Origin of the sequence: Streptomyces collinus, from assembly GCF_031348265.1 — a bacterium.
Taxonomy (GTDB): Bacteria; Actinomycetota; Actinomycetes; order Streptomycetales; family Streptomycetaceae; genus Streptomyces; species Streptomyces collinus.
Genome location: NZ_CP133771.1, coordinates 6,861,498 through 6,874,859, shown reverse-complemented (window position 1 = coordinate 6,874,859; position 13,362 = coordinate 6,861,498). Strand labels below are relative to the sequence as shown.

The following is a 13,362-nucleotide window of genomic DNA, read 5'->3' as shown; positions in this document are numbered from 1 at the left end:
TCACCCCCGCTGACCGCCCTAGGACGACGATGTCTCGACGGACAGGTGCCCGGCGCCGCCTCGGATCCATACGCCTCTCCCTGGTGCTCCTGGCCCTCGTGCCCAGCGTCACCCTCGCCGCCATGTGGGGCGTGACGACGATCCAGATGTTCTCGGAGGGCCTCAGGCTGCGCGACCAGACCGAACTCAGCCGGTCCACCGGCGCCATGGGCACCGACGCGACGCTCGCGCTGCAGCGGGAGCGCAGTCTGTCGGCCGCCTGGCTGGCCACGCCGAAGGGTTCCCGGGCCGCCCTCGACGCGCAGCGCGCGGAGACCGACAAGGCGGTCGCCAAGCTGGTCGGGCAGGCGGACGCGATCGAGAAGGCGCCCTCCCGCATATCGGACCGGCTGTACTCGGTGCTGGGCTCGGTGGGCAGTCTGGAGTACTACCGGGACCAGGTGGACGACCCGACCGACATCACCGCGCAGCAGGCGCTGGACCAGTACTCCTCGATCATCGACGACCAGATCCACGCCTTCCAGGAGCTGTCCCAGGTCGACGACGGCGACCTCACCTCGCAGGCGGGCCCGCTGGTGGGGCTGGAGCACGCGGCGGAACTGGTCTCCCGGGAGGACGCGCAGCTGACCCTGGCCTGGCCCACCGGGCATCTGGACGACAGGACGTGGACGCAGTTCACGGAGCTGGTGAACACCCGGCGCTGGCTGGTCAAGGACCAGGTCGTGCCGCAGCTGACGGGCAGCGCCAAGGCGCAGACCGAGCGGATCCTGGCGAGCCGGGACTGGCAGACGCTGCAGTCCGTCGAGGACCAGGTGCTGGCGTCGCGCAACGCGGGCGCCGCCTCGGACCGGATCGCCCTGCCGGACGCGCAGAAGCGGTGGTCCGGCGCCATGGACACGCTGTCCGAGCAGTACGCGGGCCTCATCCAGCAGCAGACGACGGGGCTGCTGCAGCGCAGTGCCGACAAAGCGGACGCCCTGCTGCTCAAGGCGGCGCTGCTGAGCGCCGGCGGGCTGCTCGCACTGCTGCTGTGCGTCGGCATGTCGTGGCGGATCACCCGCTCGCTGTCCCGGCGGCTGCGCGGCCTGCGCCGGGCCGCCGTCAGCCTCGCCCAGGAGCGGCTGCCCGACGTGGTGGCACGGCTGGAGCGGGGCGAGACGGTCGACCCGGAGTCGGCGACGACCGAGCTGGACTACGGCCACGACGAACTGGGCCAGGTGGCCAGGGCGTTCAACACCGCCCAGCGCACGGCCGTGCACACCGCGGTCGAACTCGCCGACACCCGGCGAGGCTTCCAGAAGATCATCCTGGGCATCGCGCGGCAGAGCCAGAACCTGGTCAACCTCCAGCTGAGCAAGCTCGACACGCTGGAGCGCGAGCACACCGATCCCGACGTCCTCAAGGGCCTGTACGAACTGGACTCCACGGCCAGCCAGTTGCGCCGCTACGAGGAGAACCTCGTCATCGTCAGCGGGGAACGGCCCGGCCGCAGCTGGGCCGAGCCGGTCGCGCTGATGGACATCCTGCGCAGCGCGGTCGGGGAGGTCGCCGAGTACCAGCGGGTGGAGGTGCTCACCGAGGAGGAGGTGTACGTCGCGCCGCCCGCGGTGGCCGACGTCATCCATCTGCTGGCCGAGCTCATCGACAACGCGACCGCGTACTCCCCCGCCCCGAGCCCCGTCACGGTGCGGGCCGGGATGGTGGCCAAGGGCCTGGCCGTCGAGGTCGAGGACCGCGGACTCGGCATGTCGGAGGAGGACTACACGTCCTTCAACGAACAGCTGGCGGTGCCGCCGCAGTTCGACGTGGTGGCGCTCGCCGACGACCTGCGCCTGGGCATGTTCGTGATCGGCCGGCTGGCCCACCGGCACGGCATCGCCGTCACCCTGCGCTCGTCGCCGTACGGCGGGACCACGGCGATCGTGCTGGTGCCGCACGAGATCGTGGTGCGGGAGGCTCCCGGCGGCGCCGTGCGGGACGGCGACGCCCCGGAGGACGAGAAGGTGGCGGCGGACGGACGGGGTGCGACGGACGCCGAGCGGAGTGAGGCCCCCCGATGGGCCGAGGCCTCCCGGGGAACGGAACGCGTCGCCGGGCCCGCCCCGGAGCCCCGGCCGCTGGTCACGGCCCGCTCCGCCTCCGCGGCCTCCTCCGCCGCATCGGCCACCCGCGAGGTCGTCCCCCGGCGGGACGGTCTCACCCCGCTCCCCCGCAGAGTGCCGCAGACCAGCCTGGTGGAGGAGTTGCGCGAGGAGTCCGCGCCCGCCGGTGACGACGGCTCCCTCGGCGACTTCACCGCCGAGGCCGCCGCCGCCTCCCTGGCCGGTTTCCAGCGCGGCACGCTCCGGGCCCGTGACGACGACGCCGAGCCGCCCCACGACGAGGAGGCGGCCGCAGTACCCCGGCAGGCCGCCGCCGGCCCCGTCCCCTCGACTCCGCCCGCCGACCGCTGACGAAGGACACCGCAATGACACGCCCCATCCCCGCCACGCACACCCAGCTCGACCAGCTGCTGACCGGACTCGTGGAGCGGGTCGCCGACGTGAACCAGGCCGTGGTGCTCTCCGAGGACGGCCTGGTGGTCAGCAAGTCCACCGGATTCCTGCGCGACGACGCCGAGCGGCTCGCGGCGACCGCCTCCGGGCTGATGAGCCTCAGCAAGGGCGTCAGCATGGACTTCCGGGGCGGTCCGGTGCGTCAGGCCCTCATCGAGATGGCCAACAGCTATCTGATCCTGACCTCCGCCGGGCCCGGCGCGCACCTGGTCGTGCTGACCGGGCCGGGCGCGGACGTCGGGGTGGTGGCGTACCAGATGAACATGCTGGTGAAGAAGATCGGCGAGCACCTCAGCGCGGCACCGCGGGGCATGGCCGGACCCGTCGTCGATCCCGGCGTGTGAGGTGACCGTAGGTGATGCGGCGGGCCGGCTCGTCCGGCTGTTCGCTCTGACCGGCGGGCGGACCCGTCCCAGCCGCGCCGATTTCACGCTCATCTCGACGGTCACGGCGGTCGATCCGCCGCCCGCCACGGCGGCCCGGTGCCAGCCCGAGCACACCCGGATCCTCCGGCTGTGCGCCGAGCCGGTCGCCGTGGCGGAGCTGGCCGCCCGGCTCGACCTGCCGGTGAGCGTGGTCGTCATTCTGCTGTGCGACCTGCTGGAGGCGGGCCGGATCACCGTCCGCCCGCCGCGTCTTGTCTCCCGTACGACCCCGGACCTGGACCTGCTGCAGAAAGTGAGGGACGGCCTTGGCCGGCTCTGACCTTGCCACCGACGCGTCTTCGGCACCCGACACGGTCAAGATCCTCATAGCCGGGGGCTTCGGCGTCGGCAAGACCACCATGGTCGGGTCGGTCAGCGAGATCGTCCCGTTGCGCACCGAGGAACCCCTGACCATGGCCGGTCTGGGCGTCGACGACCTGGACGGCATCGAGGAGAAGCGGGCCACCACCGTGGCCCTGGACTTCGGCCGCATCACCATCAGCCGGGAACTGGTGCTGTACCTGTTCGGCACGCCGGGGCAGCAGCGGTTCTGGTTCATGTGGAACGACCTGGCGCTCGGCGCGCTCGGTGCCGTGGTCCTGGTCGACGTGCGCAGACCCGAGTGCAGCTTCGCCGCGATCGACTTCTTCGAGCGCCGGGGCATTCCGTTCGTCGTCGGCGTCAACGGCTTCCACGGCGAACACCCGTACCCGCCCGAGGACATCAGGGAGGCGCTCGCGCTGTCGGAGCACGTGCGGGTGCTGCTGTGCGACGCCCGGGACCGGGAGTCGTGCCGGGACGTGCTGATCGCCTTGATCGACCAGCTGATCGCGTCGGCGGTGCAGGCGTAGCGGCCGGCCCGGACGGTCGCGTGCCCGGGCCGGTGAGAAGTCAGCGCGTCAGCTCAGGCCCGCCGACTTCAGCCACGCCGTCGCCACGTCCAGCGGGTCCTTCTTCTCCAGCTGCACCTGCGCGTCCAGCTCCAGGAGCGTCTTGGTGTCCAGCTTCGCGGAGACCGCGTCGAGCGCGTCGACGCCCTTCTGGGAGAGGCCGTCCTTGTGGACCAGCGGGGTCACATTGGCGAATCCGAAGAGGTTCTCCGGGTCCTTCAGGACGACGAACTTCTCCTTCACGATGGTGGGGTCCGTGGTGAAGATGTCGGCGGCCTGGACGGTGTTCCTGGTGAGCGCCGCCTGGGTCAGCGGGCCGCCCGCGTCGAGCGCCTTGAAGGACTTGAACTCCAGGCCGTACACGGACTTCAGGCCCTCCAGTCCCTGGTGCCTGGTCTGGAACTCGGGCGAACCGCCGATCACCAGGTCCGGGGCGGCCTCCTTGAGGTCCGCGAGGGTGGACGAGGAGGTGAGCTTGTACTTCTTCGCGGTCGCGGCGTTGACGGTCACCGAGTCCTTGTCCTCGGCGGGCGAGGACGTGAGCAGCGTCAGCTTCTTGTCGAGCTTGGCCTTGACGGCCTCGTTCACCGCCTCGGCGGACTTCTGCTCGGCCTTGGGGTCGAGGTAGGCGAGCAGCGAGCCGTTGTACTCCGGCAGCACGGTGACGGAGCCGTTCTTCATCAGGCCGTACGTCGTCTCGCGGCTGCCGATGTTGTGCTTGTACGTGACCTTGATGCCCTTGGCCTTGAGCGCCTCGCCGTAGATGTCGGCGAGCAGGGTGCTCTCGGCGAAGTTGTTGGAGCCGACGACGACGGTGCCCGCCTTCGCCTTCTCGCCCGCCAGGGGGTCGTCGGAGGTGTCGCCGGACGAACAGCCCGCGAGCAGTGCCGCAGCGGCGGTGAGCGCGGCCACTGCCGCGCCGGTGTGCCTCGTCCTGGACCAGCTGCTCTTCGCGGTAGAAGTCATCCACCGATCCAATCCAGCGGCTTCACGATCAGTCAAGAGACGCCTGGTCACGGTTTCTTACAGACATCGCCAGGACGTCAGCGCCGGCGCACCCCCGGTGACACGGCCAGGCGGCCCACCGCCCAGAACAGCGCCAGCGTGACGAGCGCCAGGACGGCCACGAGGGTGGCGCCGCCGACCACCTTCTCGTAGTTGCGCTGGTAGAGCCCGTCGACGATGTACCGGCCGAGGCCGCCCAGGCTGACGTAGGCGGCGATGGTGGCCGTCGAGACGATCTGGATGGCCGCCGAGCGCAGTCCGCTCAGGATCAGCGGCAGCGCGACCGGCAGTTCGACCTGGAAGAGGATCCGCGACTCGTGCATGCCCATGCCGCGGGCGGCGTCCACCGGGGACGGGTCGACGGTGCGGACGGCCTCGTAGGTGGTCACCAGGATCGGCGGCACGGCGAGGATGACCAGGGGGATCATCACGGGCAGCAGTCCGAAGCCCATCACGATGACGATCAGCACGAGCAGGCCGAAACTGGGCAGTGCGCGGGCCGCGGTGGCGATGAACGCGAGGGCGTTGCCGCCCCGCCCGGTGTGCCCGGTGAGCAGGCCGACCGGCAGGCCGATGGCGGCGGCGAGGGCCAGCGCCAGAACCGAGTACTGGATGTGTTCGAGCAGGCGTTGCGGGATGCCGTCGTAGCCGTGCCAGTGGGCGCTGTCGCTGAAGAAGGCGTTGACGAAGTTCAGTACGTTCACCGGGTCACGTCCTGGGGGGCGGGCAGCTTCTGCCGCGTGCTCGGCTTCGGGCGCCGGCGGGTGCCGTTCGGCATCCACGGGGTCAGCACGACGCGGAGCAGCACCAGCAGGGCGTCGCACAGGATGGCCAGGACGGCCGTCGTGATCACGGAGTTCACGGCCAGCTCGGGCCGGTCGTACTTCTGCGCGTCGGCGAGCAGGTTGCCGAGGGCGCCCTGGTTGCCGATGAGGGTGCCGACGCTGACCAGGGAGATGCTGGAGACGGTGGCGACCCTGAGTCCGGCGATGATGGCCGGCACGGCGATCGGCAACTGCACCTGGAGGTAGCGGCGTACGGGCCCGAAGCCCATGGCGGTGGCGGCGGCCAGGGTCTCCTGCGGCACGGACCGCACGCCGTCGACGATGGCCGGCACGAGCACCACGAGGCTGTACACGGCCAGCGGGATCATCACGGTCAGCTCGGTCTGGCCGGTGTAGTCGATGAGGACCACGAAGAAGGCCAGCGACGGGACGGCGTAGAGGATGGTGGTGGCGCCGAGCACGGGCGGATAGAGCCAGCGGAAGCGGACGCAGAGCTGGGCGAGCGGCAGGGCGAGCAGCAGGCCGGCCAGCACGGGCAGCAGGGCCTCGCGCAGGTGCAGTCCGATCAGGCCCTGGTAGCTGTGCTGGAGGTCGCTCGGGATGTCGAAGAAGCCGTTCACGACGCGACCTTGGTCTCGTCGGCGTGGCCGCCGGCGTGGGCGCTGCGGATCGCCTCGCCGATGGTCGCCTGCGAGACCACGCCGGTCACCCGGCCGGTGTCGTCCACGGCGACGGCGTGGCCTGCCGGGGAGAGCACGGCGCTGTCGAGGGCGGTCCGCAGGGAGTCGGTGCCGGGGACGAAGGGCCGTCCGTGCGGGACGAGCCGGTCGGTCCTGATGTCACCGGCCGTCAGGTCGCCCCGCTCACCCCAGCCGAGGGGATTGCCGTCGGCGTCGATGACCAGCAGCCAGGGCTCGTCGGGGGCGGCGAGCTGCTCGGCGGTGGCATCGGCCGGGATCACCGGGCCGGTCGTCAGCGGGAGTCCGGCGGAGGGGAAGAACGACAGCCGCCGGATGCCGCGGTCGGCTCCGAGGAAGTCCTCGACGAAGGCGTCGGCGGGTTCGGACAGCAGCTCGGCCGGGGGCGCGTACTGGGCGAGGTGGCCGCCCTCGCGCATCACGGCGACCATGGTGCCGAGTTTGATCGCCTCGTCGATGTCATGGGTGACGAAGACGATGGTCTTCCCCAACTCGTCCTGGATGCGCAGCAGTTCGTCCTGGAGTCCCTTGCGCACCACCGGGTCGACCGCGGAGAACGGCTCGTCCATGAGCAGCACGGGCGGGTCGGCGGCGAGCGCCCGGGCCACGCCGACGCGCTGTTGCTGGCCGCCGGACAGCTGGTACGGGTACCGCTTGGCGAGCGCGGTGTCGAGGCCCACGCGTTCCATCAGCTCCGCCGCCCGGGCCCGGGCCTTCTGCTTGCCCCAGCCGAGCAGGCGCGGCACGGTGGCGATGTTGTCGAGGATCGTGCGGTGCTGGAAGAGGCCGGCGTTCTGGATGACGTAACCCATGGACCGGCGCAGGGTGGTGACGGGCCGGCGCTGGATGTCCTCGCCGTCGAGGAGGATGGTGCCCTCGCTCGGTTCGACCATGCGGTTGATCATCCGCAGGGTGGTGGTCTTGCCGCATCCCGAGGGTCCGACGAGGACGGTGATCGAGCGGTCGGGTATCTCCAGGGAGAGCCGGTCGACAGCCACCGTGCCGTCCGGATAGCGCTTGGTGACTGATTCGATCCGTATCAAGGCGCCGGAGCCCTTCGGGTTGGCGGAAGCGTTGGCCATGGTCGTACGGGCTGTTTCCGGACGAGTCTAGAGGGCGCCTCTCACCGGTCCGCGGGGTGTACGCCCGGCGCGGGCAGGCGCACCGTGAACACCGTCGCTCCCGGTGCGCTGTTCAGCTCGATGCGGCCGCCGTGGGCGCGGACCAGGGACTGGGCGACCGCGAGGCCCAGGCCGCTGCCGCCGCGGTCGCGGCTGCGGGCCTTGTCGACGCGGTAGAAGCGGTCGAAGACGCGCGCCCGGTCGTCGGGCGGGATGCCCGGCCCGGTGTCGGCGACCCGCACCTCGGCGGCGCCGGGCAGGAGGGCGACCTCCACCGACACCTTCGTCCCGGCCGGGGTGTGCACCGCCGCGTTGGTCAGGAGGTTGTCGACGACCTGCCGGATGCGCAGCGGGTCCATCGGCAGCAGCACCGGCCCCGGCCCCGCGAGGACGGTCAGCGGATGGTCCGGGCGGCCCGCGCGGAAGGCGTCCGCGGCCTGGCCCACCAGCTCCACCAGGTCGGCGTCCTGCAACCGCAGCGGCGCCTCCACCTCCGCGGCGTCGAGCCGGGCGAGCAGCAGCAGGTCGTCCAGGAGGATGCCCATGCGGGCGGCCTCGGCGCGCAGCCGGGCCAGGTGCCGGTCGCGTTCCTCGGGGGCGTTGGCGGCGGCGTACTGGAAGAGGTCGGCGTAGCCGCGCACCGACATCAGCGGGGTGCGCAGTTCGTGCGAGGCGTCGGCGACGAAGCGGCGCAGCCGCTGCTCGGCCTCGGCGCGCACGGCGAGGGAGTCGTCGATGTGCTCCAGCATCGTGTTGAAGGCGGTGCGCAGTTCGTCCACCTCGGGCCCGCCGTCGCGGCCGTCGGCGCGCAGCGGCAGCCGGGCCGCCGACTCGGTCAGGTCGTGCGAGGTGATGCCGTGCGCGGTGGACGCCATGTCGCTGAGCGGCTTCAGGCCGCGGCGCAGCATCCGGCGGCCGAAGACGACCAGGGCGAGCAGCGCCAGGGCGAAGGTGACGACCTGGATCGTGATCAGCTGTCCGACCGTGTCCTCGATGTCCTCCAGGGGCGCGGCGCTCACCAGGACCACTCCGGGCTCGACCTCGCAGGCGCGCAGCCGGTAGGTGCCCGCGCCCCTGAGGTGCTCGGTGCGCAGGAGTTCGGTGTGCGCGGCGGTCTGGGCCCGGGCGAGGGAGGTGAAGTCGTCGACGTCCTTCGGCAGGTCGGCCGGGTCCTCGGGCCTGCGCAGCTCGGTCCTGCCGTCCGACACGTCGTACACCGCGTAGAACCAGCTGTAGTACTTCTTGCCCGAGAGGGTGCCGTAGTCCGCGATGCTCTTGGACTGGGCGATCTGGGCCTGGGCGAGCTGGGTGTCGAGCTGGGCCGACAGATAGTCCCGCATGTACGTGGTCAGGGCCGTGCCGACGACGGCGAAGACGGCCAGAGCCAGGGCGCCGAGGCCGAGGGCCATCCGGGTGCCCAGGCGCATTCCGCGGTAGGCCCGGCGCAGCCGGGCGATCACTCGGCGGCCTGTCGCAGCACGTACCCGAACCCGCGCACGGTGTGGATGAGCGGCGAGCCGCCCTCGTCGGTCTCGTCGAGCTTGCGGCGCAGCCGGCTGACGACCAGCTCGACGACGTTGGAACGGCCGCCGAAGCCGTACTCCCACACGTGGTCGAGGATCTGCGCCTTGGTCAGCACGGTGGGCGACTTGCGCATGAGGTAGCGCAGCACCTCGTACTCGGTCGGGGTCAGCGACAGCAGCCGCTCGCCTCGCCGGACCTCCCGGGTGTCCTCGTCCATGGTCAGGTCGCCGACCTGGAGCACGGACCGCTGGAAGGCGGGCCCGGCGCTGCGCCGCAGCACCGTCCGCAGCCGGGCCATCAGCTCCTCCACGGCGAACGGCTTGACCAGGTAGTCGTCGCCGCCCCGGGTCAGGCCCGCGACCCGGTCGGCGACGCCGTCGCGGGCGGTGAGGAACACCACCGGCACCATCGTGCCGGAGGCGCGCAGCCGGTCCAGGACGCCGAAGCCGTCCACGCCGGGCAGCATCAGGTCGAGCACCACGATGTCCGGGTGGAACTCGGCGGCCCGCACCAGCGCGTCCTCGCCGGTGTACGCCGTGACCGCGTCCCAGCCCTCGTAGCGGGCGACGGTCGCGACGAGGTCTGCGATGGGCGGGTCGTCGTCGACGACGAGAAGTCGTACTTTCTCCACGAGCTCATAGTGCTGCACGGGCCGGGCGCCGCCATAGCCGCGGGCCCTCCCGCCGCGGTATCGATAAAAACTTGAAAGTTGAGCGACAGCTTCCCGACAGCTCCCCCGCGCCAAGCTCGGTATCCCAGGAGCCGATCAAGGAGCTGCCGACCGTGACGACCCTCCGACAACCTCCCGTGGCGGCGTCCCGCCCCGGTGTGCGCCCCAGAGTGGTGGGCCGCGCCGGCCTGTACGCGGTGCTGCTGGCGAACGCGGCCGTGGTGGCCGTGTTCTTCGCGCAGGCCGGTTTCGCCTCGAACGCGCTGATCGTGCTGGGCCGGCTGACCGGGCTGTACGCGGCGCTGCTGATGGCGTTCCAGCTGCTGCTGGTGGCGCGGCTGCCGTGGTTCGACCGGCGGATCGGCATGGACCGGCTGACGTCCTGGCACCGCTGGACGGGCTTCTCGGTGCTGTGGCTGCTGCTGTCGCACGCGGTGTTCATCGTCCTCGGCTACGCGCAGGCCTCCTCCCTGGACCCGGTGAACCAGCTGGTGGACCTCGCCGAGACGGTTCAGGGCGTGCTGCGGGCGATCGTCGCGCTGGCGATCATCCTCGTGGTCGGGGCGGTCTCGGCCCGATACGCCCGGCGCCGGCTGGCGTACGAGACCTGGCACTTCATCCACCTGTACACCTACGTGGCGGTGGTCCTGGCGTTCACGCACCAGGTCGCGGCCGGGACGACGTTCGCCTCGTCCGCGGTGGCGACGGCGTACTGGTACGCCGTGTGGGGCGTGGCCCTGGCCTCGGTGTTCACCGGCCGGCTGGTGCTGCCGCTGTGGCGCAACCTGCGCCACCGGCTCCGGGTGACGGCCGTCGTCCCGGAGAACGACGACGTCGTCTCGATCTACGTCACGGGCCGCGACCTGGACCGGCTGCCCGCCCTGGCCGGGCAGTTCTTCCTGTGGCGGTTCCTGACGAAGGACCGCTGGTGGCAGGCGAACCCGTTCTCCCTGTCCGCCGCCCCCGACGGCCGCACCCTGCGGCTCACCGCCAAGCGGGCCGGTGACGGCAGCGCCGCCCTGCGGCACCTGAAGGCCGGCACGCGCGTCTTCGCCGAGGGCCCCTACGGCGCCTTCACCACCCTGCACCGCACCCGCCCCGACGCCGTGCTCATCGCCGGCGGCGTCGGTGTCACGCCGATCCGGGCCCTGCTGGAGGAGCTGCACGGCCACGCGGTCGTGATCTACCGGGTGGCCACGGACCAGGACGCGGTGCTCTACGACGAGCTGCGCGATCTCGCGCTCGCCCGGGGCGCCGAACTGCACCTGGTCACGGGCCCGTCCGTGCCGGACCGGCTGGCGCCGCGGGAGCTGGCCCGGCTGGTGCCGGACATCGCCGAGCGGGACGTCTACCTGTGCGGTCCGCCGCCCATGATGAACGCGGTGCTCGGCAGCCTGCGCGAGCTGGGCGTGCCGAAGCCGCAGACCCACTTCGAACGCTTCAGCCTGGCCGGATGACGAGGAGAGATCCGTGAAGCGAGCCCTACCCGTCCTCGTCCTGAGCGTCGCCGGTCTGATCCCGGTCTGGCGCTACGCGCCCTCGCACGACACCGGTTCGTCGCCGGCCCCCGCCCGGGCGGCGGCGCCGGCGTCCACTCCCTCGGCCTCCTCGTCGGGCGGCACCACGACCACCGTCGTGTCGGGGTCGCTCGTCGACACCGAGAAGGGCCCCGTGCGGGTCGAGGTCACCTTCGACGGCGACGAGATCGCCTCGGTGCGGATGCTCCAGCAGCCGGACCACCCGCAGACCACGGCCGCCGTCCCGAAGCTCATCGAGGAGACGCTCCAGGCGCAGAGCGCCGACATCGACACGGTGTCCGGCGCCACGGTCACCAGCGACGGCTACAAGGAGTCCCTCCAGGCCGCGCTCGACGCGAAGGGCTGACGGGCATGCGCCGCGTCGAGCACGTCATGGGGTTCCCGGTGTCGGTCCGGATCGACGACGAGGACTTCCCCGGGGCGCCGGTGGACGCCCTGTTCGCCTGGCTGCGCGAGGTCGACGCGCGATTCAGCCCGTTCCGCCCGGACAGCGAGGTGTCCCGGCTGGACCGGGGCGAGGTGCGCGAGCCGAGCCCGGGACTCCGCGAGGTCCTGGACCTGTGCGAGGAGTACCGGGTCGCGACCGGGGGCGCCTTCGACGCACGGCTGCCCGGCCGCGGCCTCGACCCCTGCGCCGTGGTGAAGGGCTGGTCGGTGCAGAAGGGAGCGGAGCTGCTGGAAGCGGCCGGGGCGAGGCGGTTCTGCCTCAACGCGGGCGGTGACGTGATCGCCTCCGGCGGGCCCTGGCGCGTCGGCGTACGCCACCCCGAGCGGGCCGACCGGCTCTGCGCGGTCCTGGACCTCACGGACCGGGCCGTCGCGACCTCGGCCCGCTACGAGCGCGGCGACCACATCCTCGACGGCCGCACCGGCCGCCCGGCGACGGGGCTGCTCGGCGTGACCGTCGTGGCCCCGACCCTGACGGAGGCGGACACCGTCGCGACGGCGGCGTTCGCACTCGGCGTGGAGGGCGTCGCGTGGGCGGCCGCCCGGGAGGACTGCGAGGTGTTCGCGGTGGACTCCGGGCGGCGGGTGCTGCGGAGCGCGGGGTTCCCGGTGGCGGAGGGTCAGCCGCCGGGCAGCGCCTCCAGGAAGTCCGCCGGCGGGATGAAGAACAGACTGCCGGTGACGGCGCGCGAGTAGTCCAGCAGCGGGTCGGGCCCCGAGCCCGGCCCGCCCAGGAACATCTTGCGCAGCATCGTCTCGGGTATCGCGGGGGTGCGCGCATAGGCCACGAAGTACGTGCCGAACTCTCCGTGTCCGGGCCTGCCGAACGGCATCGCCGACCGCAGGATCTTCTGCTCCGCTCCGTCGGGGCCGAGGACGGTGTTGACGTCCTTGTGCGAACCGGGCGCGTCGAGTTCCAGGTTGGTGAGCTTGGTGCGGCCTATCACCTTCTCCTGCGCCTCGACGGCGAGGGCGTCCCAGGCGTCCACGTCGTGCAGGTACTTCTGCACCAGCGCGTAACTGCCACCCCGGAAGCCGGGATCCTCCGCACCGACCAGTGCCGCGTCGGCCGCGGCCGGCCCGACCGGGTTCTCCGTGCCGTCGACGAAGCCGAGCAGGTTGCGCGAGTCGAAGTAGGAGAAGGCCTGCGTCTCGTCCCGCACGGTGACCGCGCCGCGCAGCCGCCGCACCAGTTCGGCGGCGAGCGCGAAGCACAGGTCGGTGCGGGCGGCCCTGATGTGCAGGAACAGGTCGCCGGGGGTGGACGGCGCGTGGTGCCGGGGCCCGGCCAGCTCGCGGAACGGGTGCAGTTCGGCGGGCCGCGGACCGTCGAACAGCCGGCCCCACGCCCGGTACCCGACTCCGGCGACGCAGCCCAGCCCGCCGTCGGGGCTGGGGAAGCCGACGGAGCGCACCAGGCCCGCGAGGGAGCCCAGCACCTCCCGTACGGCGCTCTCCCCGCCGGGTGCGATCGTGGCGACCAGGAACACCGCGACCGACGCCGGCGGGTTCAGGACCGGTTGCGGCAGCGTCTCTTCGGAGGGCAGCGGTGACGTCATGGCTTCTCATCCCTTCGCCCGGACGGCACGGCCCGCCCGCTCCCCCTCCGGGACGGCGCGGCCACGCCCCCTGACACGATGCCCAGCGAACCGGCGGCCCGAACTCCCCCGGGCCGGGGGATGGTTGCGGTGCTACTCCTCCCGT

14 protein-coding genes are annotated in these 13,362 nt (G+C 72.0%); 7 read left to right on the top strand and 7 right to left on the bottom strand.

Annotated elements, in window-relative coordinates; all coding sequences use genetic code 11:
- Window positions 1–29: 29 nt before the first annotated feature.
- The 4 genes from RFN52_RS31190 to RFN52_RS31175 are packed head-to-tail and all read left to right on the top strand — an operon-like array spanning window position 30 to window position 3,831.
- Entirely contained in the window at window positions 30–2,453 is a 2,424-nt protein-coding gene (locus RFN52_RS31190; protein ID WP_184851163.1) for a sensor histidine kinase, read from the top strand.
- 14 nt (window positions 2,454–2,467) lie between these two features.
- Window positions 2,468–2,899 carry a roadblock/LC7 domain-containing protein gene (locus RFN52_RS31185; protein WP_020271575.1) on the top strand — a complete coding sequence of 144 codons (432 nt, stop codon included), beginning with the start codon at window positions 2,468–2,470 and terminating at the stop codon, window positions 2,897–2,899.
- A 1-nt stretch (window position 2,900) separates the two neighbouring features.
- Window positions 2,901–3,260 (top strand): DUF742 domain-containing protein, encoded by a 360-nt coding sequence (locus RFN52_RS31180; protein WP_062929727.1) that lies wholly within the window; start codon window positions 2,901–2,903, stop codon window positions 3,258–3,260.
- Window positions 3,247–3,831, top strand: a complete 585-nt coding sequence (locus RFN52_RS31175; RefSeq protein WP_184851161.1) for a GTP-binding protein — start codon at window positions 3,247–3,249, stop codon at window positions 3,829–3,831. The genes RFN52_RS31180 and RFN52_RS31175 overlap by 14 nt, the downstream gene beginning before the upstream one ends.
- 48 nt (window positions 3,832–3,879) lie before the next feature.
- Here RFN52_RS31175 and RFN52_RS31170 read toward each other — a convergent pair whose 3' ends face one another.
- The 6 genes from RFN52_RS31170 to RFN52_RS31145 form a co-directional block, all read right to left on the bottom strand.
- On the bottom strand, window positions 3,880–4,836 hold the full coding sequence (locus tag RFN52_RS31170; RefSeq protein WP_184851159.1) for an ABC transporter substrate-binding protein: 957 nt from the start codon (window positions 4,834–4,836) through the stop codon (window positions 3,880–3,882).
- 77 nt (window positions 4,837–4,913) lie between these two features.
- On the bottom strand, window positions 4,914–5,579 hold the full coding sequence (locus RFN52_RS31165; RefSeq protein WP_184851157.1) for an ABC transporter permease: 666 nt from the start codon (window positions 5,577–5,579) through the stop codon (window positions 4,914–4,916).
- Window positions 5,576–6,280: an ABC transporter permease gene (locus RFN52_RS31160; protein WP_184851155.1), complete on the bottom strand. Its 705-nt coding sequence runs from the start codon at window positions 6,278–6,280 to the stop codon at window positions 5,576–5,578. Before RFN52_RS31160 ends, RFN52_RS31165 begins: the two co-directional genes overlap by 4 nt.
- Entirely contained in the window at window positions 6,277–7,401 is a 1,125-nt protein-coding gene (locus RFN52_RS31155; protein ID WP_184854089.1) for an ABC transporter ATP-binding protein, read from the bottom strand. The genes RFN52_RS31160 and RFN52_RS31155 overlap by 4 nt, the downstream gene beginning before the upstream one ends.
- 80 nt (window positions 7,402–7,481) lie before the next feature.
- On the bottom strand, window positions 7,482–8,939 hold the full coding sequence (locus tag RFN52_RS31150; RefSeq protein WP_184851153.1) for a sensor histidine kinase: 1,458 nt from the start codon (window positions 8,937–8,939) through the stop codon (window positions 7,482–7,484).
- Entirely contained in the window at window positions 8,936–9,634 is a 699-nt protein-coding gene (locus RFN52_RS31145; protein WP_062931671.1) for a response regulator transcription factor, read from the bottom strand. Before RFN52_RS31145 ends, RFN52_RS31150 begins: the two co-directional genes overlap by 4 nt.
- Window positions 9,635–9,843: 209 nt before the next feature.
- Here RFN52_RS31145 and RFN52_RS31140 point away from each other — a divergent pair, with 209 nt between their 5' ends.
- Genes RFN52_RS31140 through RFN52_RS31130 form a run of 3 tightly spaced genes read left to right on the top strand, consistent with a single transcriptional unit; the run spans window position 9,844 to window position 12,354 of the window.
- Window positions 9,844–11,130, top strand: coding sequence for a ferredoxin reductase family protein (locus RFN52_RS31140; protein WP_373308450.1), 1,287 nt, complete (start codon window positions 9,844–9,846; stop codon window positions 11,128–11,130).
- A 13-nt stretch (window positions 11,131–11,143) separates the two neighbouring features.
- A complete protein-coding gene (locus RFN52_RS31135) occupies window positions 11,144–11,557 on the top strand; it encodes an FMN-binding protein (RefSeq protein WP_184851149.1) in 414 nt (137 codons plus the stop codon).
- 5 nt (window positions 11,558–11,562) lie between these two features.
- Complete coding sequence (locus tag RFN52_RS31130; protein WP_184851148.1) at window positions 11,563–12,354, top strand: FAD:protein FMN transferase; 792 nt, start codon at window positions 11,563–11,565, stop codon at window positions 12,352–12,354.
- On the opposite strand, the gene RFN52_RS31125 is transcribed toward RFN52_RS31130, so the two are convergent.
- Window positions 12,279–13,217, bottom strand: a complete 939-nt coding sequence (locus tag RFN52_RS31125; protein WP_184851146.1) for a Dyp-type peroxidase — start codon at window positions 13,215–13,217, stop codon at window positions 12,279–12,281. The genes RFN52_RS31130 and RFN52_RS31125 overlap by 76 nt on opposite strands.
- Window positions 13,218–13,362: the final 145 nt, after the last annotated feature.

What these genes read in the sequence shown, in the direction of transcription:
- RFN52_RS31190 (WP_184851163.1), top strand. Translation starts at nt 30, where the DNA reads ATGTCTCGACGGACAGGTGCCCGGCGCCGCCTCGGATCCATACGCCTC.
- RFN52_RS31185 (WP_020271575.1), top strand. Translation starts at nt 2,468, where the DNA reads ATGACACGCCCCATCCCCGCCACGCACACCCAGCTCGACCAGCTGCTG.
- RFN52_RS31170 (WP_184851159.1), bottom strand. Translation starts at nt 4,836, where the DNA reads ATGACTTCTACCGCGAAGAGCAGCTGGTCCAGGACGAGGCACACCGGC.
- RFN52_RS31130 (WP_184851148.1), top strand. Translation starts at nt 11,563, where the DNA reads ATGCGCCGCGTCGAGCACGTCATGGGGTTCCCGGTGTCGGTCCGGATC.
- RFN52_RS31125 (WP_184851146.1), bottom strand. Translation starts at nt 13,217, where the DNA reads ATGACGTCACCGCTGCCCTCCGAAGAGACGCTGCCGCAACCGGTCCTG.